The organism is Burkholderia sp. SJZ089 (assembly GCF_007828315.1).
Taxonomy (GTDB): domain Bacteria; phylum Pseudomonadota; class Gammaproteobacteria; order Burkholderiales; family Burkholderiaceae; genus Burkholderia; species Burkholderia gladioli.
This window is the reverse complement of the sequence record NZ_VIUM01000021.1, coordinates 117,428-140,749: the sequence shown is the minus strand read 5'-3', so window position 1 is coordinate 140,749 and position 23,322 is coordinate 117,428. Positions and strand designations below refer to the sequence as shown.

At 68.5% G+C, this 23,322-nt stretch carries 18 protein-coding genes and 1 pseudogene; 4 read left to right on the top strand and 15 right to left on the bottom strand.

What is annotated here, in order from left to right; all coding sequences use genetic code 11:
* Positions 1-8 precede the first annotated feature (8 nt).
* Both FB600_RS30955 and FB600_RS30950 read right to left on the bottom strand, forming a co-directional pair.
* Positions 9-1,556 (bottom strand): UxaA family hydrolase, encoded by a 1,548-nt coding sequence (locus FB600_RS30955; protein WP_098181065.1) that lies wholly within the window; start codon positions 1,554-1,556, stop codon positions 9-11.
* A 49-nt stretch (positions 1,557-1,605) separates the two neighbouring features.
* Positions 1,606-2,730 carry a mandelate racemase/muconate lactonizing enzyme family protein gene (locus tag FB600_RS30950; protein WP_105819280.1) on the bottom strand — a complete coding sequence of 375 codons (1,125 nt, stop codon included), beginning with the start codon at positions 2,728-2,730 and terminating at the stop codon, positions 1,606-1,608.
* Positions 2,731-2,860: 130 nt separating this feature from the next.
* Here FB600_RS30950 and FB600_RS30945 point away from each other — a divergent pair, with 130 nt between their 5' ends.
* Entirely contained in the window at positions 2,861-3,736 is an 876-nt protein-coding gene (locus FB600_RS30945; RefSeq protein WP_013697652.1) for a LysR family transcriptional regulator, read from the top strand.
* A gap of 45 nt (positions 3,737-3,781) precedes the next feature.
* Here FB600_RS30945 and FB600_RS30940 read toward each other — a convergent pair whose 3' ends face one another.
* Together FB600_RS30940 and FB600_RS30935 are read right to left on the bottom strand one after the other, a co-directional pair.
* Positions 3,782-5,071: an MFS transporter gene (locus FB600_RS30940; RefSeq protein WP_145757918.1), complete on the bottom strand. Its 1,290-nt coding sequence runs from the start codon at positions 5,069-5,071 to the stop codon at positions 3,782-3,784.
* A 433-nt stretch (positions 5,072-5,504) separates the two neighbouring features.
* Complete coding sequence (locus FB600_RS30935) at positions 5,505-6,506, bottom strand: AraC family transcriptional regulator (RefSeq protein ID WP_145757917.1); 1,002 nt, start codon at positions 6,504-6,506, stop codon at positions 5,505-5,507.
* 112 nt (positions 6,507-6,618) lie between these two features.
* On the opposite strand from FB600_RS30935, the gene FB600_RS30930 reads away from it, so the two are divergent.
* Positions 6,619-7,815, top strand: coding sequence for an MFS transporter (locus tag FB600_RS30930; protein ID WP_145757916.1), 1,197 nt, complete (start codon positions 6,619-6,621; stop codon positions 7,813-7,815).
* A 57-nt stretch (positions 7,816-7,872) separates the two neighbouring features.
* On the opposite strand, the pseudogene FB600_RS38245 reads toward FB600_RS30930, so the two are convergent.
* The 6 genes and pseudogenes from FB600_RS38245 to FB600_RS30905 all read right to left on the bottom strand — a co-directional run bounded on the left by FB600_RS38245 (position 7,873) and on the right by FB600_RS30905 (position 13,563).
* Positions 7,873-8,258 (bottom strand): annotated as a pseudogene (locus FB600_RS38245) (PDDEXK nuclease domain-containing protein).
* Between the two features lie 163 nt (positions 8,259-8,421).
* Positions 8,422-8,625, bottom strand: a complete 204-nt coding sequence (locus FB600_RS38240) for a DUF1016 N-terminal domain-containing protein (protein WP_366920123.1) — start codon at positions 8,623-8,625, stop codon at positions 8,422-8,424.
* A gap of 114 nt (positions 8,626-8,739) precedes the next feature.
* Positions 8,740-9,351 carry an ankyrin repeat domain-containing protein gene (locus FB600_RS30920; protein WP_013697647.1) on the bottom strand — a complete coding sequence of 204 codons (612 nt, stop codon included), beginning with the start codon at positions 9,349-9,351 and terminating at the stop codon, positions 8,740-8,742.
* Positions 9,352-9,486: 135 nt separating this feature from the next.
* Positions 9,487-10,965: a catalase gene (locus FB600_RS30915; RefSeq protein ID WP_164467579.1), complete on the bottom strand. Its 1,479-nt coding sequence runs from the start codon at positions 10,963-10,965 to the stop codon at positions 9,487-9,489.
* Positions 10,966-11,599: 634 nt separating this feature from the next.
* Positions 11,600-12,196 carry an anthranilate synthase component II gene (locus FB600_RS30910; RefSeq protein WP_013697645.1) on the bottom strand — a complete coding sequence of 199 codons (597 nt, stop codon included), beginning with the start codon at positions 12,194-12,196 and terminating at the stop codon, positions 11,600-11,602.
* A gap of 89 nt (positions 12,197-12,285) precedes the next feature.
* Positions 12,286-13,563 carry a PLP-dependent aminotransferase family protein gene (locus tag FB600_RS30905; protein WP_096749237.1) on the bottom strand — a complete coding sequence of 426 codons (1,278 nt, stop codon included), beginning with the start codon at positions 13,561-13,563 and terminating at the stop codon, positions 12,286-12,288.
* 390 nt (positions 13,564-13,953) lie between these two features.
* On the opposite strand from FB600_RS30905, the gene FB600_RS30900 reads away from it, so the two are divergent.
* Entirely contained in the window at positions 13,954-15,108 is a 1,155-nt protein-coding gene (locus FB600_RS30900) for an alpha-hydroxy-acid oxidizing protein (RefSeq protein WP_145757915.1), read from the top strand.
* A 16-nt stretch (positions 15,109-15,124) separates the two neighbouring features.
* Here the strand turns inward: FB600_RS30900 and FB600_RS30895 are convergent, their stop codons facing one another.
* The 3 genes from FB600_RS30895 to FB600_RS30885 form a co-directional block, all read right to left on the bottom strand.
* Positions 15,125-15,928 carry a response regulator transcription factor gene (locus FB600_RS30895; protein ID WP_098181068.1) on the bottom strand — a complete coding sequence of 268 codons (804 nt, stop codon included), beginning with the start codon at positions 15,926-15,928 and terminating at the stop codon, positions 15,125-15,127.
* An 86-nt stretch (positions 15,929-16,014) separates the two neighbouring features.
* Complete coding sequence (locus tag FB600_RS30890; RefSeq protein WP_013697641.1) at positions 16,015-16,332, bottom strand: DUF4148 domain-containing protein; 318 nt, start codon at positions 16,330-16,332, stop codon at positions 16,015-16,017.
* A 326-nt stretch (positions 16,333-16,658) separates the two neighbouring features.
* Positions 16,659-17,612, bottom strand: a complete 954-nt coding sequence (locus FB600_RS30885) for a LysR family transcriptional regulator (protein ID WP_096749240.1) — start codon at positions 17,610-17,612, stop codon at positions 16,659-16,661.
* A gap of 241 nt (positions 17,613-17,853) precedes the next feature.
* On the opposite strand from FB600_RS30885, the gene FB600_RS30880 reads away from it, so the two are divergent.
* Positions 17,854-18,999 carry a TDT family transporter gene (locus FB600_RS30880; RefSeq protein WP_145757914.1) on the top strand — a complete coding sequence of 382 codons (1,146 nt, stop codon included), beginning with the start codon at positions 17,854-17,856 and terminating at the stop codon, positions 18,997-18,999.
* 139 nt (positions 19,000-19,138) lie between these two features.
* Here FB600_RS30880 and FB600_RS30875 read toward each other — a convergent pair whose 3' ends face one another.
* Entirely contained in the window at positions 19,139-21,502 is a 2,364-nt protein-coding gene (locus FB600_RS30875; protein WP_145757913.1) for a penicillin acylase family protein, read from the bottom strand.
* 75 nt (positions 21,503-21,577) lie between these two features.
* Positions 21,578-23,299, bottom strand: a complete 1,722-nt coding sequence (locus FB600_RS30870; protein ID WP_013697637.1) for a carbamoyltransferase — start codon at positions 23,297-23,299, stop codon at positions 21,578-21,580.
* Between the last annotated feature and the right edge of the window lie 23 nt (positions 23,300-23,322).

The following is a 23,322-nucleotide window of genomic DNA, read 5'->3' as shown; positions in this document are numbered from 1 at the left end:
CGTTCCTCTCAGCTCATGATGCCGATCTGCCAGGGCACGAACTCGTGGTCGCCCAGGCCCAGGGTCTCGCTGCGCGTGCGCTGCCCGGAGGCGGTCGCCAGCAGCGCGTCGAAGATCTCGCGCGCGCAGCTCTCGATGGTGGCCGTGCCGTCGAGGATGCCGCCGCAATTGAGGTCCATGTCCTCCTGCAACCGCCGGTACATCGGCGTATTGGTGGCCAGCTTCAGCGAGGGCACCGGTTTCGCGCCGAACATCGAGCCGCGCCCGGTGGTGAAGGCGATCAGGTTCGCGCCGCCGGCGATCTGCCCGGTGGCCGAGACCGGATCGAAACCCGGCGTGTCCATGAACACCAGGCCGCGCGCGCGGACCGGTTCGGCATAGCGATAGACCGCCATCAAGGGGCCGGTGCCGCCCTTCATCGAGGAGCCGATCGACTTCTCGAAGATATTGGCGAGACCGCCGACCTGGTTGCCGGGGCTGACCTTGCCGTTGATCTGTACGTCGCGGCCCACCGAATAGCTGTCCTTCCACCAGCGGATCCGCTCCACCAGTTGCTCGCCCACCTCGCGGCTCACCGCGCGGCGCGTGAGCGTGTGCTCGACGCCGTAGATCTCGGGCGTCTCGGACAGGATCGCGGTGCCGCCGTGCCTCGTCAGCAGGTCGACCGCGGCGCCCAGCGCCGGGTTGGCCGTGATCGAGGAAAAACCGTCCGAGCCGCCGCATTGCAGGCCGACGCGCAGCTCGCTGGCCGGCACCGCGGTGCGCGCGACACGGTTCGCCTCCGGCAGCAGCGCCGCCACGGCCGCGATGCCCGATTCGATGGTGGCGCGCGTGCCGCCGTTCTCCTGCATCACGAAGGTATGCAGGCGCGCGTTCGGCTGGAGGCCTTCCTGCTCCAGCAGGCCGCCGAGCTGGTTGCGCTCGCAACCGAGCCCGACGATCACGGCCGCGGCCAGGTTGGCGTGACGCGCATAACCGGCCATGGTGCGCCTGAGCAGGGCCATCGGCTCGCCGCTCATCTCCATGCCGCAGCCGATGCCGTGCGTGAAGGCCACCACGCCATCCACGTTCGGGTAGTCGGCCAGCCGCTCCGGCGTGAAGTGCGCGGCGATCCGGTGCGCCACAGTGGCCGAGCAATTGACGGTGGCCAGCACGCCGATGTAGTTGCGCGTGCCGACCTCGCCGTTCTCGCGCACGATGCCCATGAAGCTGGCGCGCTCGGCCTCGGGCACCGGCTCGACGGCGCGGTAGTCGGCGCCGAAGGCATAGTCGCGATCGAATTCGCGGAACGTCAGGTTGTGGCTGTGCACCAGGGCGCCGGCCGCGATCTCGCCGGCCGCGAAGCCGATCACCACGTTGTACTTGCGGATCGGCTCGCCCTCGCGAATGCTGCGCGCGGCGATCTTGTAGCCAGCCGGCACCTGGCTGCGGCAGGCCACATCGCCGATCGGCAGCGGCGTGCCGATGCCGATGTCGATCCGCGCGATGACGACGTTGTCGTCGGGATGCAGCCGGATCACGGGGCCGGCCACGGTCTTGCCCGAGGTGGAAATCATGGTCTGGATCGATGGCTAGGATTGGGTTCGCAGCGTGCTTGGCGAAGGTTCAGTGAATCCGCGTCCAGCGCCCGTACTTCGCGACCTCGCGCTCGTCGAAGCCGAAGCCGAGCCCCGGCGTCTGGTGCAGGATCACGCGGCCGTCGCGCTGCGTGAGCTGGGTATCCACCAGACGGCGGAAGTTCAGCACCTGGTCGTCGGGGAAGAACTCCACGTAGCGCGCGTTCGGCGTGGCCGCCACCAGCGGCGCGTGCAGGTCGTGGAACCAGTGCGGGCACATCTGCACGCCATGGCTGGCCGCGGTGGCCGCGATGCGCCGCCATTCGCTGATGCCGCCGCACACAGCCGCGTCGGTCTGCAGGATCGCGGCCGCGCCCGCCTCCAGCAGGGCCTTGTGATACCAGCGTCCGTAGCCGATCTCGCCGGTCACCACCGGGATCCGCGTGGCGCCGGCCAGGCGCGCGTGGTTGTCGATGTCGTCGGGCGAGAACGGCTCCTCGACGAAGTACGGGTCGTAGGGCTCGAGGCGGTTCAGGTACTGCAGCGCCTGGGGCACGTCGGTCCAGCCGTTGTTGATGTCGAGCATCAGCTCGACGTCGGGGCCGATCGCCTCGCGCGCGGCCCGCACGCGCGCCTCTTCCTCGCGCGGCGAGAGCCGCCCGCACTTCATCTTCACGGCGCGGAACCCGGCCTCGACATAGGCGGCCATTTCCTCGCCGAGATGGCCGGGCGTCTTGCCCTCCAGGTAGTAGCCCCCGCTCGCGTAGGCCGGCACGGTGTCGAGCTGGTTGGCGCCGAGGTACTTGTGCAGCGGCAGGCCGTGGGTGCGCGCATTGAGGTCCCACAGCGCCGTGTCGAGGATGCTGATCGCCCGCATCACGGTGCCGGCGCGCCCCTGCAGCAGCGCCTCGTTGTACATCGCCTGCCAGAGCCCCTCGCTCGCATAGGAATCCTTGCCGATCAACAGCGGCGCGAGCAGTTGCTCGACGGCCGCGCTCAGCAGGCCGCCGGCCGCGCTGCCGACATAGCAGAAGCCGATCCCCTCGACGCCATCGGTCGAGCGGAGCTTCACCAGGCCATAGTGGCGAACCGCGACGGTTCGCGTGGCAAATGAGGTCACGCGGTCCAGCGGCACGGCCGCCGCGCACACCTCGATCGATTCGATCACCGGCATCTCGTCTCCTCCGTCGAAGGCGGTCCGGAATGCCCGCCTATCAGGGTTAATGTCATGAGGGTTAGTGTGATGGCGGCCGATAGTCAAAGGAAGTATCCTCTGGCTTCTTCAAAGCATAGAATTTTTATCGATGGACTCCCGCTACCTGCAGAGCTTCGTCTATGTGGTCGAACTCGGCTCGATCGCCGAGGCCGCTCGGCGCCTCGACCTGACGCCGGCTGCGGTGGCACAGCGGGTCAAGATGCTGGAGCAGGAGCTGGGCGCGCAATTGGTGCGCCGCTCGGGCCGCACGGTGGCCACCACCGAGGCCGGCGAGCGGATCCTCGAACGCTCGCGCGCGATCCTCCACGACATCCGCGACCTGAAGTCGGACCTCGCCGATAGCGCCTCGCTGGCCGGGCAGCTCAGGCTCGGCGGGATGGCCACCATGATGACGGCCTTCATCCCCGGCGTGCTGGCCGAGCTGCTGGCGCGCCACCCCGGCATCGATTTCTACCTGGAGCCGGGCACCTCGCTCGACCTCTATCGCAAGGTGGTCAACGGCGACCTCGACGCGGCCCTGGTCGCGCATCCGCTGTTCAACATCCCCAAGAACTGCGACTGGCACACCTTCCGCGAGGAGGCGCTGGTGCTGCTCACGCCGGCGGCGATGCGCGTCACCGATCCGCATCGCACGCTGCGCAGCGAGCCCTTTATCCGCTACGACCGCAACGTGGTGGGCGGCCAGCTCGCCGACAGCTACCTGCGCCAGCACGGCATCCATACCAACCAGCGCTGCGAGCTCGACGGGCTGGCGGCGATCGCCGCGCTGGTCGATCGCAAGCTCGGCGTCTCGCTGGTGCCGGACTGGAACCTGCGGCCGCTGACCGAGCTATCGCTGGCGAAGTGGTCGCTGCCGCACGCATTCATGAAGCGTCAGGTCGGGCTGATCTGGAACCGCTCCTCGGCACGCGTGCGGCTGGTGCAGGCCTTTCTCGGCGTGGCCGCCGAACGCTCGACCGATTGAAACCGGCGAAGCCGGTCGAGCGCGGGTGGGCCGTCGCGCTTGCCCTCACTCCACCGAATGCGCGTGCGCGACGCGCATCGACATCACGTTGCGGATGCAGAGCACCATCGCCAGCGCGCCGACGAAATCGATCAGGGCTCCGAACAGGAAGGCGCTGCTGTAGCCGCCGAAGTACTGGATCAGGAAGCCGGTCAGCGCGGGCCCGACGATGCCCGACAGGTTGCTCAGGAAGTGGATGAAGCCGCCCACCCCGCCTTGCCGGTGCAGCGGCAGGATCTCGTGCTGGATCGCCCAGATCGACTGGCAGGAACCGGTCAGGAACAGGAGCGCCGCGCCGATCAGCGCCACGGCCGCGACCAGCGAGCTGGCCGAGGTGATCAGCAGCACCGCCACGCCCGACAGCGCGAGCGGGATGGTGGCCACCAGCTTGCGCGCGAGGATCGGGTCGTCCATCCGGCGGTAGATGAAGTCGCCCACCAGGCCGCCGCCGAAATAGCCGATCGCGCCGCAGATCCAGGGGATCGACGAGACCAGGCTCATCGACTTGAGGTCCAGGTGCCGCTCGGTGGTCAGGTAGCTCGGCAGCCAGGAGATGAACACGTACTGCGTGTAGTTGACCGCGAACAGCCCGGCGCCGAGCGCGAGCGTGCTGGGCCGGCGCAGGTAGCTGCCCAGCGTGGTGCCGACCGGCTCGGCATTGCGCACCTCGGCGCTGGCGCGGCTGTCCTCGATCAGGCGCCGCTCCTCGTCGCCCACGCGCCGGTTGGCGGCCGGCTTCTCGGTCACCAGCCAGCGCCAGCAGGCGATCCACACCAGCCCGAGCACGCCGATCATCACGAAGGAGATGCGCCAGCCGAAGGCCAGCGCGACCAGCCCGATCACCGGCCCGGCGATCGCGTTGCCGAGCGTCTGCCCCGAGAAGGTGAAGCCGATCATGGTGGCCGCCTCGTGGCGCGGGAACCAGTTCGAGATGGTGCGATTGGTGTTCGAGCTCATCGGCCCTTCGCCGATGCCGAACAGCACGCGGTAGACCAGCAGCGAGACGAAGCCGGTGGCGGCCGCCGTCAGCGCGCAGAACAGCGACCAGACGGCCATCGCCCAGGTGAACACGCGCCGCGTGCCCCACTTGTCCGACAGATAACCGCCGAGGAAGGAGAAGATCGAGTAGCCGACGAAGAACACGCTGAACACGATGCCGAGCTGCGAGGGCGAGAGGTCCAGCGACTTGCCGACCAGCGGCGCGACGATGCCGAGCGCGGCGCGGTCCATGTAGTTGATCGCGCCGGCCGCGAACAGCAGGCCGGCGACCACATAACGATACCTGCGGAAATTCATCGATGTCTCCATGGTTCGGTGTCGTGGCGGCGCGGGGTCGGGCCCGGGCGCGCGACACGCGGCGCGGCGGTGCAGCGGTGCGGCTCGTGTCGGTCTGGAGTGTGATGGCGGGGCCGGCGCGCTGAAAGCAAGCACCGATTGATTCAAAAGATAAAAATTCTTTCGAGCTTGGCGCGCGAGCCGCGACGGCCGTGGCTTGCGGGGCGAGGCGGCCCGCGGGCGAGACGGGAACACGAGGGAAAATACCGAGGCGCCGCGCGCCTGGGCGAGCGGTCATGCGCGGCGCGGGCGTCGCCGGCTTGTCAGCGGGTGGTCAGCAGGCGCTCAGGAAGCCGGCGGCGAAGGGCGTCGCGCTGGCGGGACGGAAAGGCAGGAACACGAAGCAGCGGCGCGAGGCGCAAGCGCGAGGCAGAGCCCAGCCGACGCCGCCCCCTCAGCTGCGCAAGCCCTCGCCCTGGGCGCGCAACGCCCCCGGCGGCTGCCCGATGGTGCGCTTGAAGGCGCGACTGAAGGCGGCCAGCGAGCCGTAGCCAAGCCGATAGGACACCGCCTCGATCGGCTCGCGGTCGCGCGCGATCCATTGCGCGGCCAGCCGCATGCGCAGCTCGGTCAGGTAGCGCAGCGGCGTCATGCCGGTGGCGGCCAGGAAACGCTCGGCGAACACCGAGCGCGAATTGCCGGCCTCGGCGGCCAGCTCGGCGACGGTCCAGTTGCGGCCCGGCTCGCGATGCAGGGCCACCAGCGCGCGGCCCAGGCGCGGATCGCGCAGCGCCTGCACCCAGCCGGCCGCGTCGCCGCAGCCGCACTCCACCCAGCCGCGCACGATGAAGGCGGCCACCACGTCGGCCAGCCGCGCCAGCACCGCCGCGTAACCGGCGCGCTCCGAGCAGGACTCGCGCTCCATCGCGTCGAGCATCGCGCGCAGCTCCGGATAGCGGTCGAGCAAGGTGCCCACGTGCATGATCCCGGGCATCGAGGCCACCAACGGCTGCATGCCGCCCAGGTCCAGCTCCATGCAGCCGCAGAAGATCAGCACGTCGTCGCTGATCTCGCCCTTCTCGAGCCGGCCGCCGTGCATCGCGTTGATCGCCGCGATCGACTCGCAGATGCGCGTCGCGTCGAGATCGGCCAGCGAGGTGCAGCCCACCCCGGGCGCCGACAGCAGCGCATGCTCGCCGCCGCGCGGCATCAACACCGCGTCGCCGGCCTTCAGCGCCATGAGCGCGCCGCCGCACGCGTTGCTCCCGTCACGCAGCAGCATCGAGCCGCGCGCCACGAAGTAGAACACCCCGCACTCGGGCGGATTCTGGAAGCGCAGCCCGAACGGCGGCGCGACGTGGATCCGGCGGTACTGCACACCCTTCAGGCGCATCCCCAGCAGCAGCTCGCTGACCAGATCGTGGGAATCGGGGTCGAATTTCGAAAGGTCGGGCATGATTTCCGGACGAACGATCAAGTTTTGCGGATTGTATGTCATAGACCGTCAGGCTGCCGGCCCGTAATCTGTGCGCCTGTCGTAAACCCTAACCGGAAGCCTCATCAAGAACATGGACATCGGCACCCCGACCTCCTCCGCGACCGTGATCCCGGTCGAACGCGCCGCCTGGAGCGCCGTCTACGCCCTGGCGCTGGGCGTGTTCGGGCTGGTCACCGCGGAATTCCTGCCCGCCAGCCTGCTCACGCCGCTGGCCGCCAGCCTCGGCATCACCGAGGGCACCGCCGGCCAGGCGGTGACCGTCACCGCCGCGGTGGCGCTGGTCACCAGCCTGCTGATCGCGGTCCTCACGCGCGGCATCGACCGGCGCCGCGTGCTGCTGGCCTTCTCGGTGCTGCTGGTGATCTCCAACCTGCTGGTGGCATCGGCCGGCAGCTTCCTGGCGATCCTGCTCGGGCGCGTGCTGCTCGGCATCGCGCTGGGCGGTTTCTGGACCATGTCGGCGGCCACCGCGATGCGGCTGGTGCCGACCGCGATGGTGCCGCGCGCGCTGTCGATCATCTTCAGCGGGGTGGCCGTGGCGACCATCGCCGCCGCGCCGCTCGGCAGCTACTTCGGTCACCTGATCGGCTGGCGCAACGTGTTCTACGCGGCCGCCGCGATCGGCGCGCTGGCCCTGGCCGCGCAATTCGCCACCCTGCCCTCGATGGCACCGAACGGCACCACGCGGCTGCGCACCCTGCTCGACGTGCTGCGCCGCCCGACGGTGGGCATCGGCATGTTCGCGGTGACCCTGGTGTTTAGCGGCCACTTCGCCTTCTTCACCTACCTGCGGCCCTTCCTGGAGGACGTGGCCGGGGTGGGCGTGAACGCGCTGTCCGCGATCCTGCTCGGCTACGGCGTGGCCAACTTCCTGTTCACGCCGGTGGCGGGCCGCGCGCTCGAGCGCGGACTGCGGCCGATGATGATCGCGATGCCGGCGCTGATGGTGGTGCTGGGCGCGGCGCTGGCGCTGTTCGGCAAGCTCACCGCGCTGGACGCGGTGCTGGTGGCGCTGTGGGGCGCGGCCTTCGGCGGCGTGCCGGTAGCCTGGTCGACCTGGGTCACGCGGGTAGTGCCCGACGAGGCCGAGAGCGCCGGCGGCCTGATCGTGGCGGCCATCCAACTGGCCATCTCGCTGGGCGCGGCGGCCGGCGGCGTGGTGTTCGACACCCATGGCGCGACCGGCGTGTTCGTGGCCGCCGCCGTGGTGCTGCTGGTGGCGGTCACCACCATCGTGGCCGGCGTGCCGGTGCGCGGCGAGTCCTGAGGAAAGGAGTTTGCCGTCCATACCGCGCCAGGGCATGGCCCTTGTCGGCGCAGAGGATCAGCCCCACTCGCGGGCTCTCATCCGGATAGGTCCAATGCTCCTGGCGTAATTGCAGTACATGCGCGTCTGCCCCACGTCGGCATGGGTCAGGCTGCCCAGTTTCAGGTCGACGATGACCATGCAGCGCAGCTTACGGTGAAAGAGCAACAGGTCCACTCGGTACCAGGTCGGATCGATGTGCAACCGCCGTTGCCGACCTACGAAGGAAATCCCTCTCCCAACTCCAGCAGGAAGTCCACCAGCCGACGGATCAAGGTCGCTTCCAGATCGGAGTCCGAATATTGCTCCTTGAGGTCGAGAAACTCCAGCAGGTACGGGTCCTTAATCGCGTCGCCGGGCACCACGACATCCTCGGGCTTGACCACGGCTACCTTGCTCAGCATCGCCGCCTTGTCCCTGGACAAGACCGTGCAAAAACCTGGACCAGTTCGGCGAGGTCGAATTTCCGAGACGCTGTCTCGGATTTTTTCCCGCGCCGTCCTTTTCCAGATTTCCGAGACGGTGTCTCGGAAATTGCAGCCGCGGGGTATGCGAGGAAGAAGCGCCTCATGTTCTCCAGGATGTCCGGCTGAACCCTCGCCCGAAGCAGGCAGTCAGATCGAACGACGGTCGCGCCATCAACTGCTCACCATAACCGGCCCGGCGCTTGCCTTTCTGCTCGGCTTCAACGATCCGGCGGCCGATCTCCCAATAACCGGCCCTCATCAGCGCATTGACACTGCGCGCCGCAGCCCGGCGAGCCGCATTCATCAGTCCCACGATGCCGCCGTGAATGCCGACATAGACTGGCCGCCAGGGTCGACCGCCAGCAGCGAGACGCGCACGCACGGGGAGCGCGCCAGCGGCCCCGCCCCTGCCCGACGCTCAGCGGGTCGCGCCCACCGTCAGCAGCGCGTGATAGGCCGCGTCGTTGCCCTGCGCCTGCGCGAGCCGCAGCGCCGTGGTGCCGCGCGCGTCCGCGTGATCGGGGTTCGCGCCGCGCTTGACCAGTTCCGGCAGCAGGTCGAGCCGGCCGAACAGCGCCGCGAACGAGAGCGCGGTCTCGCCCGAGTTGTTGACCTGGTCGATCGGGCAATCGGTCCGCATCAGGCGCCGCGCGCTGTCCAGTTCGCCCTTGAAGAGCGCGCCCATCAGCGCGGTATTGCCGTTGCGGTCGCCCAGGCAGGCGTTCGCGCCATGCTCGAGCAGGAATTCCATCGCCTTGGGCTGGGCGTCGTAGGTGCTCAGGATCAGCGCCGTGTAACCCTGGCGGGTGGTCGAATCGATCGGGTAGCCGGCCTGCAGCAGCGCTTCGAGGATGTCGGTGCGTCCGAGGCGGGCCGCGGCGAACCAGTCGTCGTCGTAATGATGGATATCCTGCACCGCGACGCCGGGTTCCGGCTTGTGCAGCTCGGGTGCCGCGCAGGCACCGAGCGCGAGCAGCAGCGCGGGGACGAGGGCCTTGAGGAACGAGGATGGGTTGCAGCGCGATGGCATGTCATAGGGCTCCGTCGAAGTGCCGGGAATGCGGATTCGGGAAACGGGCGACCCGGGCCGCAGGCGGCGCGTGATGCGGCGCCCCTTGCTCCCGGCCCGGGCGGCGCGCCGTCGGCTGGCAACGGCGCGCGCCGCTTACATGTCGCTCAGCGTGGCCGCCTTGGCCTGCACGCGCGACAGGTCCGCGTGGGTAGCCGAGGCCAGGCGCTTGCCGTAGTCGGCGTCGGCCTTGTAGAAGTACGACAGCATGGTGATCTTGTTGTCGTCGTTGCTGACACGACCCAGGTCGCCCGAGAGCGCCGTCACCAGGTCCGCCTTGCCCTGCGAGGACAGCGAGCGGTAGTACTCGCCGGCCTGGCGGAAGTTCAGCGTCTTCTTGATCGCGGCCTGCTGGGTGGTGCCCGACAGCGGCGTCTGCACGTACTTGTACTTCGGATCCTGCGGGATCTCGCCGAGCGTCGAGGGCTCGTAGTTCACCTCGCCCTTGCGGTCGCCCGCGTTCATCAGCCCGTCCTGGTTGTTGTTGACCACCGGCACGCGCGGACGATTGATCGGCAGCGAGTTGAAGTTCGGCCCCAGGCGGTACATCTGCGTATCGGCGTAGGAGAACATCCGGCCCTGCAGCATGCGGTCTTCCGAAGGCTCGATGCCCGGCACCATGCGCGAGGGCGCGAAGGCCGATTCCTCGGTGCTCTCGAAGTAGTTGTCCGGCACGCGGTTCAGGGTCATGGTGCCGATCTTGCGCTCCGGCACGTCGGCCCAGACCTTGGTGTCGTCGAGCGCGTTGTAGTCGAACTTGTCGAGATCCTCCGGCTTGAGCACCTGGATGTAGAGGTCCCATTTCGGATCGTCGCCGCGCTTGAGCGCGCCGTACAGATCGTTGCTCATCAGGTTCCAGTCCTTGCCGATCGAGGCCGGGATGTCCTGCGGACGGATGCCCTGCATGCCCTGCGCGCTCTTCCAGTGGAACTTCACGTAGTGCACCTCGCCCTGCGCGTTGACCAGCTTGAAGGCGTGCACGCCGAAGCCGTCCATGTTGCGGTACGAGTTGGGCATGCCCTCGTCCGAATACAGGCGCGTGAGCATCGCGGTGGCTTCCGGCGTATGCGCGAAGAAGTCGAAGGCGAGGTTCGGATCCTGCACGCCCGTCACCGCGCTGGGCTTGTTGGCATGGACGAAGTCGGGGAACTTGATCGCGTCGCGGATGAAGAAGATCGGCAGGTTGATGCCCACCAGGTCCCAGTTGCCTTCGCTGGTGTAGAACTTGGTGGCGAAGCCGCGCGGGTCACGCGCCTGCTCGGGCGAGCCGCGATAGCCCATCACCGTCGAGAAGCGCACGAACACCGGCGTATGCACGCCCGGCGTGAACACCTTGGCGACCGACAGGTCCGAGATGTCCGCGTCGGCCACGAATTCGCCGAAGGCGCCGGTGCCGCGCGCATGCACCACGCGCTCGGGAATGCGCTCGCGATCGAAGCGTTGCAGCTTCTCGATGAGGTGCGAGTCCTGCAGCACGACCGGGCCGCTCGGGCCTGCCGTCTGCGAGTTCTGATTGTCGCCGACCGGCGAGCCGTTATCGCGCGTGAGGTTTGCCGCGAACGCCATCGACGACATCATCAGGCCGACGGCGGTGGGGATTGCCCATCGCGACAGGGTTTTCTGCTTGTTCATTTCGTCTCCGTGAGGAAGTGACACCACTTGGGGATACCGGTTATCGAGACGAGTGAATGCTATTGAGACAGGCCACGCGATTCCAATTGGTATTGGTAATGGCACAAATAGGCAGCCTCAATCATATGAACTATAGAAGGCCATCGAAGACATCGAAAATCGGCTGGAAACGCCCATCCATCAAGGATGTGACGGCGTTTACGAAAGCTTTGAATTGATCAGCATTCCGACATTTTTCTTCTTTTCGTTACTGAATTTTCGCAATTTCCGGACACATCGTCCAATTGACAACTACCGCGACGCAGCATTTTTTCGATGATATTTCATGTCCATGATTTACCGGACATCGAGGAATTTCGGTAATATCGCGCGCGTTTTCAGGCAGTACCGGACTCGAACCTGCCTTAACCAACAGCAGGACAGACCAGTCCACTCGATGCGCGCGCAACGACTCCGCGGCGCCCCGGATAAAGCAGCATGCGCCACGCTTGTTTTCCGCCCAATAAAAAACGACATCGCCGGCATGAAGCCGTGACGATGTCGTTCGTTTTGGTGAAGAGCGCTGCGCGGCGGCGGCTCAGGCCACCACCTGGCTCTTGTGCTCGAGGGCGATATCGCGGAAGTTCCGGAACAGCTCGATGCCCGCCTCGGTGCAGATCGATTCGGGATGGAACTGCACGCCATGCAGCGGCCGCGTGCGGTGACGGATACCGTGGATCACGCCGTCCTCGCCCCAGGCGCACAGCTCGAAGGGCTCGCGTACCGCCTTCACCACCAGCGAGTGGTAGCGCACGATCGACAGTTCCTCCGGCAGCCCCGTGAACACGCCGCGCCCGTCGTGACGGATCACGTTGACGCGGCCATGCATCGGCACCGGCGCATGCACCACCTCCATGCCGTACAGGTGCGCCATGCATTGGTGGCCGAGACAGACGCCGAGCAGCGGCAGCTCGGTATCGCGGATCACGTCGGCGCTGATGCCCACGTCGGCCGGCACCGCCGGCGTGCCGGGGCCCGGCGAGACGATGATGCAGTCGTAGCGCGAGAAGTCGATCTCGTCGAGCGAGGCGGTGTTCTTCACCACGGTCGGCTCGACCCCGCAGACCTGCCCCATCTGCTGGAAGATGTTGTACGTGAAGGAATCGAAGTTATCGATGATCAGGGCTTGGCACATCGGCGCACGGTCCTTGCATGGGTGAGGGAGGACACGGCCGCGCGGATCGGCACCGCTCCGGGTGGGAGCGGGCCGCCGCGTCCGGCCGCTCAGGCGAGCGAGGCGCGCTTCTCGCCGAGGTAGCTGGCCAAGCGCGCCACGCCGGCCTCGATCTCGGCCGCGCCGGCATTGCTGAAGGCGAGCCGCACTTCGCGGCGTCGCGAGGCATCGAGCGAGAAGAACGTCATCGGCATCACGATCACGCCGTGATCGCGCGCGCATTCCACGGTCTCGCGCTCGCCGAACTCGAAGGGCAGCGTGAGGCCGAGGAAGAAGCCGCCATCGGGGCGATTCCAGCGGATCTCGCCATCGGTGCCGAAGGCGCGTTCGAGCGCGCCCAGCAGCACGTCGCGATTGTCGTGGTAGAAGCGGCGCGGCGCATCGACCAGCCGCCGCAGGCTATGGCCCTCGCGCAGCAGCACGCCGCCCACCAGCGCCTGGGTCACCTGGCTGGTGTTGACGGTCACGAAGCTCTTGCGCTCCGAGATTTCCGCGCGCAGGCGCTCGGCGGCCTGCTCGCTGCCGAACAGGCGCCTGGGCAGCACCGCCGCGCCGACTCGCACGGCCGGGCACAGCGTCTTCGAATAGGTGGCCAGGTAGATCACGCAGCCGGCCGGATCGAGCGCCATCATCGGCCGGGTCGACTCGCCGTCGTAGCGGAACATGCCGTAGGGATTGTCCTCGAGCACCACGATGCGATGCTCCAGGCAGCCGGCGATGATCGAGCGCCGCTCGGCCTCGTCGAGCACGGTGCCGGTCGGATTGTCGAACTCGGGCGTCAGGTAGAAGCCGCGCGCGGTCTTGCCGGCGCGGCGCAGCGCGGCGGCGGTACGGGCCAGCGCCTGCTCCCAGTTCTCGCCGGCCTCGCATTCGACGGGCAGGATCTCGATGCCGGCGAAATCGGCCACGCCGGTGATGCCGATATAGGTGGGATTGCGCGCCAGCATCACATCGCCGCTGGCGCGGCACAGCGCGGGCACCAGCAGCGCCAGCGCTTCCTGGCAGCCGGCCGTCACCACCACCTGCGAGGCATCGCAGTCGACGCCTTCGTCCAGGCGCAGTTGCTCGGCGATCAGGGCGTTGATGATGCCGGCCGTACGGCCGTACTGGGCGAGCCGCCGGCCCGCCAGCACGAGGTCCTGGCCGGCCGCGCGGGCCGCGTGGGCCTGGTAGTCGGGCACCGCCCCCAGCCAGCCTTCCAGCGAGAAGAACTGCTCGGCCGGGCGGCCCGAGGCGAAGGAGATCGCCTGCGGATACTCGTTGGCGGCCTCGTTGAGGAAATTCATCACCGAGAGCCGCGAGGCTCCGGCGCTTGCTTGAGTCGACAAGGCCCTCTCTCCCATCCTGTGCATGTCCCGAGGCGCGAAGGCCGGCCGGTCGGGCCCGCCAGGCGATGGCTTCGGGATATCTCTCAGTGCCATATCGACGGCATCGAGCCGCCGTCATTCATTCTGTGCATCGCGTGCCGCTTCCTTGCGAAAGCAGCAGCACGCAAACTGGCGGCTACGATAGCACCGTCGGCGATCGATAAATTATTTGCTGATTTTTCTTGATAAATTCGCGCGCTGTTGCACGAAGCGATCCAATCCGGCTTGCGGCGAGACCATCGGTATCGTGCACGGCGGGAAACGCGACAAACCACCGGACCAGCGTTTACACTCGTGCGCTTTCGCGCGGGGCGCCCCGCCCCGCCTCACCGGACCTTCCGAACCGCGCCGATGCCGCCACCGATCAACGTCGAAGACTTCCGCAAGCTCGCCCGACGCCGGCTGCCGCGCCGCGTGTTCGACTACCTGGACGGCGGCGCCGAGGACGAACGCGGCCTGCGCCGCAATCGCGACGCCTTCGCGCGCCTGGCCTTCGTGCCGCGCCGCCTGGTGGACGTGGCCTCGCGCGAGCTGTCCACCACCCTGCTCGGCCAGCCGCTGGCCGCGCCCTTCGTGCTGGCACCGACCGGCCTGAACGGCCTGATCTGGCCGCAAGGCGATATCGTGCTGGCGCGCGCCGCGCAGCGCGCCGGCATCCCGTTCGCGATGTCCACCGCCTCGAACGTCTCGCTCGAGCGCCTGGCCGGCGAAGCGGGCGGCGAGCTGTGGTTCCAGCTCTACGTGATGCATCGCGAGCTGGCCGACAGCCTCGCCGAGCGCGCCGCGCGCGCCGGTTATCGCACCCTGGTGGTGACCGTGGACGTGCCGCTCAACGGCAAGCGCGAGCGCGACCTGCGCAACGGCTTCGCGCTGCCGCTGCGGCCCAGCCCGGGCCTGCTGCTCGACACGCTGCGCCATCCGCGCTGGAGCACCGCGCTGCTGCGCGCGGGCGGCGTGCCGACGCTGGCCAACGTGGGCACCGACGACCATGCCAGCGTCGAGGTGAAGGCCGCGCTGCTGCGCCGGCAGATGGACGCGAGCTTCAACTGGCACGACTTGAGGCGGCTACGCGATCGCTGGCCGCATCGGCTGCTGGTGAAGGGCATCCTCGGCACCGACGATGCGCTGGCCTGCCTGGAGCTCGGCGTCGACGGCGTGATCCTGTCGAACCACGGCGCGCGCCAGCTCGACGACGCGGTGGCGCCGATCGACATGATCGCGGCCGCGCGCCATGCCTGCGAGCGGCGCGGCGCGCTGCTGCTCGACAGCGGCATCCGGCGCGGCTCCGATATCGCCAAGGCGCTCGCGCTCGGCGCCGATGCGGTAATGCTGGGGCGCGCGGTGCTTTATGGCCTGGCGGCGGCCGGCGAGGCCGGCGTGACGCGTGTGATCGAGATCCTCGGCGACGAGCTCGATCGCACGCTGGCGATGCTGGGCTGCCGCGGCGTAGCCGATTTGTCGGCCGCGCATGTCGAGCCGTCCGCCGCGCCCGGCGAAGGCTGGTGAAATCGTCGCCGCGGGTTCAGGCGACGGAATGCAGCGCGTTGGAGCGCGTGTCGCCGTGCCGACGCGGGAGCGCGTTCGTATCGTCCTTGCCGCCCTCGTCCCTTGCCTCGCGACGCGCATCCGGCGCATCGCCCGAGAAGTAATAACCGGCACGCCGGACCGTGTGGATGAAGCGCCGGCCGTCCGGGTCGCGCAGCTTGGCGCGCAACTGCTTGACGTGTACCTCGATCAGGTTGGTGCCCGGATCGAAATGATGCTGCCAGACCGCCTCGAGGATCATCCGCCGCGTCATCACGCGATCGGCATTCAACATCAGGAATTCGAGCAGGCGGAACTCGGTCGGGCGCAGTTCCACCAGGGTGGCATCCACCAGCGCGATGCGGCGAATCCGGTCCAGCACGATGCCGCCCGCCTGCAGGCGCGCCGCGGCCGCGTCGTCGGCCGGTGCCGGCGGCCTCGCCTGCCGTCGCAGCAGCGCGAGCACGCGCGCGCCCAGTTCCTCCAGGTCCAGCGGGAACGGCTGGTAGTCGTCGGCACCCGCTTTCAGCATGCGCACGCAGCGCTCGATGCTGCCCTGGGCGTCGATCGCCAGCATCGGCACGCTCAGGCCCGTCGCGCGCATTGCCGCCACCAGCGCGGGGCCGTCGATCTCGGGCAGGTCGTAGGCCACGATCACCAGCGCGTAGGCGCCGCTGGTCACGCGATACAGCGCGCCGCGCGCCGAGGCCGTGTCGTCGACCGACAAGCCCTGCCGCTGCAGCGATTGCGCGATACCTCGCCATGCCTGCCGATCCGCTTCGATCACGAGGATGCGGCTCATGATCGGTCTCGCCGGCGGGTCGCCATCCAGGCCGGGCGGCCCGAGCGCATGGCGCCGGGGCCCGGGTTCGATGCGGCACGCATCGCTCAGCTACCGAAATACACGTTGCAGAAGCTGGCCGGGCCCACGCAGTTCGGGTCCGAGGCGGCCGAGTTCTGGCCGTTCGCAGCCTGGGCGCGCTGCGCCTGGCCGGCTTGCTGTTGCGCGACCTTCGCCTCGGCGGCCTGCAGCTTGGCCGGGTAGTCGACGCTCTCGCCCGCCGCCGGATCGTAGCCGGCCTGTTCGAGTTGCGCGAGTTCTGCCACCACCTGCGCGCGCGTGATCGGCGCGGTGCCCTGGGCGAACGACAACGCCGGGATGGTGAGGGCGCAAAGGGCGATGGCGAGGGTGCTCAGCTTCTTCATGATGATGCTCCTGGTTCGGATGAATGGTTCGAAATCCTCATCAATCGATGGATTCCGGTTCGCTCGACGGGCTCGCTTGCTGCTTCGTTGCGTGCCTGTCATAAGGGCTAACAGCATTTCGCGACGAATATTCCCGTCTCGTCCCGAATCTTTTTTCAGGCGAGGCGAAATGCGTGCCGTCATTCACCAGATCGGGCGGCGCGGCGATTCCGTTACATCGCGACGCGAGATATCGCGGCGCGATCCAACGATGCGAGCGGGTGGAGAAAAAACGAAAGGGAGGAAAAGACAGGAAACGCGCGAGCGGCAGCGCCCGCGCGACGGCCTCAGGCCGGTTTGCGGCGGGCCTTCGCCGCCTGGCGCGGCGTGACGGAGGCGCTCGACGGCGCCGCGAGATCGCCGGCCGCGCCCGGCGGCAGCAGCGCCATCAGCGCCTGCGCGCCCGGCGACAGCGAACGCCCCTTGAGCCAGACCATGTGCAGGGCCCGCTCGATACGTGGCGCATCCACTTCCACCAGTTGCAGGTCGCCACGCGCGAGTTCGTCGCTCACGCTCAGCCGCGAGAGATAGGCCAGGGATCGTTGTGCCAGCAACAATCGCTTGATCGCCTCGGTATCGCTGACCGACATCAGCGGCGTGATCGACAGCCCCAGCCGCGCATAGGCTTGCTCGACGATCGCGCGGGTGCCGGAGCCGGGCTCGCGCAGGATCACCGCGTGTTCGGCGAGATCGGCCGGCGCGAGTCGCCGCCCGGCCAGCGGATGGCCGGCGGCGGCCACCACGGCGATCTCGTCGGCGCCGATCGGGCGCGCATCGAGCACGGTCGTATCGAACGGGCCCTCGACGAAACCGAGCGTGAAGCTCAGATCGCGCAGGCCGGCTTCGACGCCTTCGGTATTGGTGACCGTCAAGTCGATCGTGATGCGCGGGTGCCGCGCGTTGAAGCGCGCGATCAGGGCCGGCACCAGGTAGACGCCCAGCGTGTTGCTCGCGCCGATCCGCAGATGCCCGGCGCCAAGGCCGGCCAGCTCGCGCAGTTCGCTCTCGGCCGTGTCGGCCAGCGCGAAGATCCGCGACGCGTGGTCGAACAGCAGCCGCCCCGCCTCGGTCAGCGCCACGCCGCGCGGCAGGCGATCGAACAGCACCAGGCCGAGCCGCGCCTCGAGTTCGCGGATCTCGCGCGTGACGGCGGGCTGGCTGACGTGCAGGCGCTCCGCGCCGGCGCTGATGCTGCCGGCGCGCGCGACTTCGTGGAAGGCCAGTAAATGCGTGAAGTTCATGAGTGGACAGACCTCGTGGCCCGGTCGGCGGACACGACGATGCCGCCGGCAACGGGCTTCATGACAGGCAAACACCGCGCGCGGGCAGTTATTCCCGGCCCGGCGGCAATCTTTCGATCGAGACCTCGGAAGCTGGCGCAAAGCATATCAAAAAAGCATGATTCCGATCATTAATATGTATTTTTCTTATCCCGCCACGAACCCTAGACTGCCCTCATCTCCTCCCGATCCGATCGGAGCCATGATGAAAACCTCCCAAGCCGCCCTCGCCCGCCGCGCCGCCCAGCGGCCCGCCTGGCTCGAGAATATCCGCCAGTTCACGCCCAACTGGTTCGCCGTGACGATGGGCACGGGCGTGGTCTACCTGGTGCTGAACGCGCTGCCGGGCGCCTCGCCGCTCAAGACGCTGGCCGCCGCCTGGCTGTGGCGCCTCGACATCCTGCTCTACGCGCTGTTCGCCGCGATGTTCGTCGCTCGCCTGGCGCTGTTCGGCGACACCATCCGGCCGATGCTGCACCACCCGATGCAATCGCTGTTTCTCGGCACGCTGCCGATGGGGCTGGCGCCGATCGTCAACGGCCTGGTGCTGTTCGGCGGCGCGCAGCAGGACAACACGGCCGGGCAGCTCGCGCTGGTCCTGTGGAGCTTCGACGCGGCGCTGTCGGTGCTGGTCGCGATCGGCGTGCCCTACCTGGTGTTCACGGTGCAGGAACACAGCCTCGAGAAGCTGACCGCGGCCCTGCTGCTGCCGATCGTGGCGCCCGAGGTGGCCGCCGCCAGCGCCGCCCTGCTGGCACCGCACCTGGCCCCTGCCGCCGCGCAGGTGGTGATCGGCCTCGGCTACGTGCTGTGGGCGATCTCGGTGCCGCTGGCCTTCTCGATCCTGACCATCGTGCTGTTCCGCCTGGTGATCCACAAGCTGCCGCATCGCGAACTCGGCGTGACCAGCTGGCTCACGCTCGGCCCCATCGGCACCGGCGCGCTCGGCCTGCTCACGCTCGGCCATGCCGCCAGCCAGGCCTTCGCCGGCACGGCGCTGCAAAGCGTGGCCGTCGCCGCCCGCGACTTCGGCGTGCTCGGCGCGCTGCTGCTCTGGGGTGCCGGGCTCTGGTGGCTGGCCTGTGCCCTGCTGTTCATGTGGCGCTATCGCCGCGAGGGGCTGCCCTTCAATCTCGGCTGGTGGGGCTTCACGTTTCCGATCGGCGTCTACACGCTGGCGACCTTCAACCTCGCCCACGTGACCGGTTTCGGCATCTTCACCGGCCTCGGCCTGGGCTTCGCCAGCCTGCTCGGCATGCTGTGGATCGTGGTGCTGGCCCGCACGCTGCGCGGCCTGATGTTCGAGCGGATGTTCCGCGCGCCGTGCCTGGCGACCCGCCGCGCCTGAGCCACGCGTCGATCCGCCAAATGGAAGGGGGCCGCGATCCGCCGGGATCGCGGCCCCCTTCGGTATTCCAGCCCGCGCTTCGCGCCGGCCTGAAGCGCTTCAAGACACCTCGGGGCACCTCGGCGCTTATCGGGGCTCGTCAGGGCACGAATCGCAGGCTGTGCTTCGCTTCCCCGGGCAGGAACGGCGTGGGCTCGCCCTTCACCCAGGCTTCGTGGCCGGCCAGGAAGAAGGGGCTCAGCGGATGGCCGCTCTGCCCGCCCGGCATGTTGAAGATGCCGGCCTCCTCGTGCCCGGGCGACACCACCATGCGCTCCGACTGCCCGAAGTTCGGGCCCGCCACGCGCGGCATGCCGGAATCGCCCGGCACCTGCTCGGCCGGCGCCGCCAGCCAGCGGCCCAGCAGCGGCACGCTGGAGGCGAACGGATGCGCGATGCGCAGCGTGTTGTGGCGGCCCCAGGTGGCCTGGTCGAGCTTCGCGCCGTCGCGCGTGAGCTCGGCGATCACCTGGTCGATCGCCTTCAGTTGCAGCTCGCGCCAGCTCCCGGCGCCGGCCGGCAGCCAGCCCGCCGGCTGCGCGTCGAGCAGGCGCGCCATGGTGATCGACCAGCGCGAGTTCACATGCTCGTAGTCGGCATCGGGATCGAGCTGGTGGATCTGCGTGTCGAGCCCGCCGAACACGTCGCCGGACAGGCGATACAGGAAGCCGCGCGCGAGCCGGTAGCCGACCGAATCGACGCTGGCGCGCCCGGTCCAGCTTTCGGTCAGCAGGCGCTTGAATTCGGCGCGCTGCGGATGGCCGGCCACGGCCGCGTCGTCGAGCAGGCGCAGCGCGCGGTCGCGCCACGGCGTGATGAACAGCGCGCGATCGTCGAGATCGACCTGGTAGGCGGCGGGCTCGCTGGTCTGTCCGAGCGCCGTCAGGTCGTCGCGAAGTTGCGAGGCGCGCGAGCCATGGTCGGCCCCGCCGTCGCCGATCAATTGATAGGCGTCGCCGGCCAGTTGCCGGTTGTTGGCGGTCCACAGCTGGCCGCCCGAGGGATCGACCACGCGCGGCACCGCCTCGGGCGGCAGTACGCCCCGCCAGCCGGGGCCGTCGCCCACGCCGCGCCGATCCGGCAGCGGCCCGGCAATGGTCCAGCCGATGCGGCCCGAGCGATCGCCGATCATGATGTTCTCGGCCGGAATCCCCGAGGCGTTGGCGATCCGCATCGCGCTGTCCAGGTCGCTGGCCTCGGCCATCCCGCCCAGCCTCAGGTTCACCGCCTCGGGCGCCTGCGCGACCCAGTGCACCGCGTAGGGCCGGCCATCGATCTCCCGCACCGGGCCCACGGACGTTTCGAGCACCGTCATGGTCTGCGCGGCGGCGCCGTGCACGCCGATCGTCTCGGTATAGGCTCGGGCGCGCTCGCTCACGCCGTTCACGCGGAACGCCAGCGGGTCGCTGCCCTCGTGTTCGAGCGGCACCAGGTTCAGGCCGTTGATGTAGCCGTCGGTGAAGCCCCAGGCCACCTCGCCGTTGCTGCCGACCACCACGCCGGGCAGCCCGGCCAGCGTCACGCCCACCACGCGGCGCGTGTGCGTGCCGTCCTGCGTGACCAGCGCGGCGCGATACCAGGTGTTCGGCAAGGCGATGCCCAGGTGCATGTCGTCACCGACGATGGCCGCGCCGTTGGCGCTGCGCTTGCCGGCGATCACCCAGCTATTGCTGCCGATCGAGGAACGGAAATCGAGCGCGGCGCGCTTCTGCAATCCATCCGAGCCGCCGCGGAAGCCTTCGGGCGCGCTCTCGGGCAGCGGCGCGAGCGGCGCGTCGATGCCGGCCGCGTCGAGCGGCGCGTCGTGCGTCGACGACTCGGGCAGCAGGAAGGCCTGCTGCTCGGCCGTTGCATGCGTGCGCAACCACAGCCGGCCGACCTCGCGCGCCGGCAGGTTGCCCTGCAGTTCGAAGTACATCGCGTAGATCGCCAGCAGCGAATCCTCCGGCTGCCAGCGCTCGGGGCGCGCGCCCAGCAGCGCGTATTCGAAGGGCCGCGCGCCGAGCGCGGCCAGCCCGTCGTTGACGCCCTGCGTGTAGCGATCGAGCGCCTTGTGTTCGTCGGGCGAGAGCCGTGCCACGGCCTCGCGGGCCCGCGCGCGGAAGCGGTACAGGCGATGCTCGCGATCCAGGCCGAGCGCCGCGCTGCCCACCAGGGCCGACAGTTCGCCCGCGCCGCTGCGGCGCAGGTAGTCCATCTGGAAGAAACGGTCCTGCGCATGCAGGTAACCGAGCCCGTAGGCCAGGTCGTAGCGGTCGCGCCCGCTCAGGGTGGGCACCCCGGCGGCATCGCGGGTCACCGTCAGCGGCGCGCCGAGCCCGGCGGCACGCAGTTCGCCGTCGAGTTGCGGCAGGCTCGCGCGCAGGAACAGCGTCGCGCCGACGGCGACCGCCACCACGGCCAGCACCAGCAGGCCTGCCAGGATCTTGAGCCACCTCGACAGGCGGCGCTTACGGGAAGTCATGGATACGGGATTCCGAAACGGGACAGGGAGACACCGCGGGCCGCCCTCTCGCGGCGGCCGGCGGCAAGGCTCATCTCATTGCTTGGAGATCAGGAAGTTGCCGAGCGCGAGGTAGTCGATATCGGTCTTCATGAAGGTGTTGATCGCATCCTGCGGGGTACAGACGATCGGCTCCGAATCGTTGAACGAGGTGTTCAGCAGCAGCGGCACGCCCGTCAGCGCGTAGAACTCGGAGATCAGCCGATGATAGCGCGGATTGTCCTCGGCATAGACGGCCTGGGCCCGCACCGTGCGATCGAAATGGACCACCGCCGGGATCCGGTCGGCCTTGTCGGCGCGCGCCACCGAGGTGGTCAGCATGTACTTGCCGGCCACCGCCGCGGTGCTGCCCTCGAACCAGGCCTCGGCTTGCTCGCCGAGGATGCTCGGACAGAAAGGTCGGTACAGCTCACGATGCTTGACCTTGACGTTCATCACCTCGCGGATGTCGGCATTGCGCGGATCGGCCAGCAGGCTGCGGCCGCCCAGCGCGCGGGGGCCCCATTCCATCGCCCCGTTGAACCAGCCGATCACGGCGCCCTTGGCGATCAGCTGGGCCACCTCCTTCTCGATCTCGACCTTGTGATAGGCCAGCGTGGTGCGCTTGAGCACGGCCTCGATCTCGTCGTCGGAATACGACGGCCCCAGGTAGGAATGCGTGAACACGTAGTTGCGCGGCTGGCCCAGTACCTCGTTCCAGATCAGGAAGCAGGCGCCCAGCGCGGTGCCGGCATCGTTCGAGGCGGGCTGGATGAACACGTCGTCGAACAGCTTCTCGCGCACGATCACGCCGTTGGCCGCGCAGTTCAGCGCGACGCCGCCGGCCATGCAGAGGTTGCGATAGGTCTGGCGGTCGAACTTGCGCAGGATGTGGATCAGCACCTGCTCGGTCAGCAGTTGCAGGCCGGCGGCCACATCCACGTAGGCCTGCCAGTTGTCGGTGTTGAAATCGACCGGCTCGTGGCGGCGCGGCAGCCCGAACAGTGCCTCGAGCGTGGAGAAGTCGGGCGACTCGTGGCGCAGCACCGACAGGTCCACCGTCATGTCCGCCTTGTCCGGCACGATGCGCGAGAACAGCTCGATGGTCTTGCTGGCGTCGCCGTAGGCGGCCAGGCCCATCACCTTGGAGGCGTCGTACTGGCTGAAGCCGAGGTACTTCGAGAGCTTCTCCCAGACGAAGCCCAGCGAGTTCGGGAAGTTGAAGTCATGCACCTTGCTGAGCTTGAGCCCGTCGCCGTGATAGAGCGAGGTGCTGGCCCATTCGCCGATGCCGTCGATCACCAGCACCGCCGCCTTCTCGAAGGGCGAGACGTGGAAGGCGCTGGCCGCGTGGCAGTCGTGGTGCGGCAGGAAGTGGAACTCGCCCTGGAAGCCGGCTTCCTCGATCAACTGGCGGCGCGAGGACAGCACGCCGTCGGCGAAGCTCAGGCCGCCCTCGAGCGTCTGGTAGCTCTGCTTGTCGAGCGGCCAGTCGTGCGTGCCGCCGCTGGCGGCGCGCCACGAGGCCACCCCTTCCTGCAGGATCTCGGGGCTGAAGGAGTAGCCGATATGGGCCACCTGGTCGAGCTCGATGCCGGCCGCGTCCAGGCACTTGCGGATCGACTTCCAGGGCAGCTGGCCGGTGGTTTCCGGCGTCGACAGCTTGCCGTGCTTGATGCGATTCAGGCGTTCTTCCTCGATCGCCATCACCACCTGCCCGTCCTTGATCAGGCAGGCGGCGGATTCGTGGTAAGCGGCGTTGATCCCGAGTACGTACATGATGTGTTGTCCTCTTCAGTCCA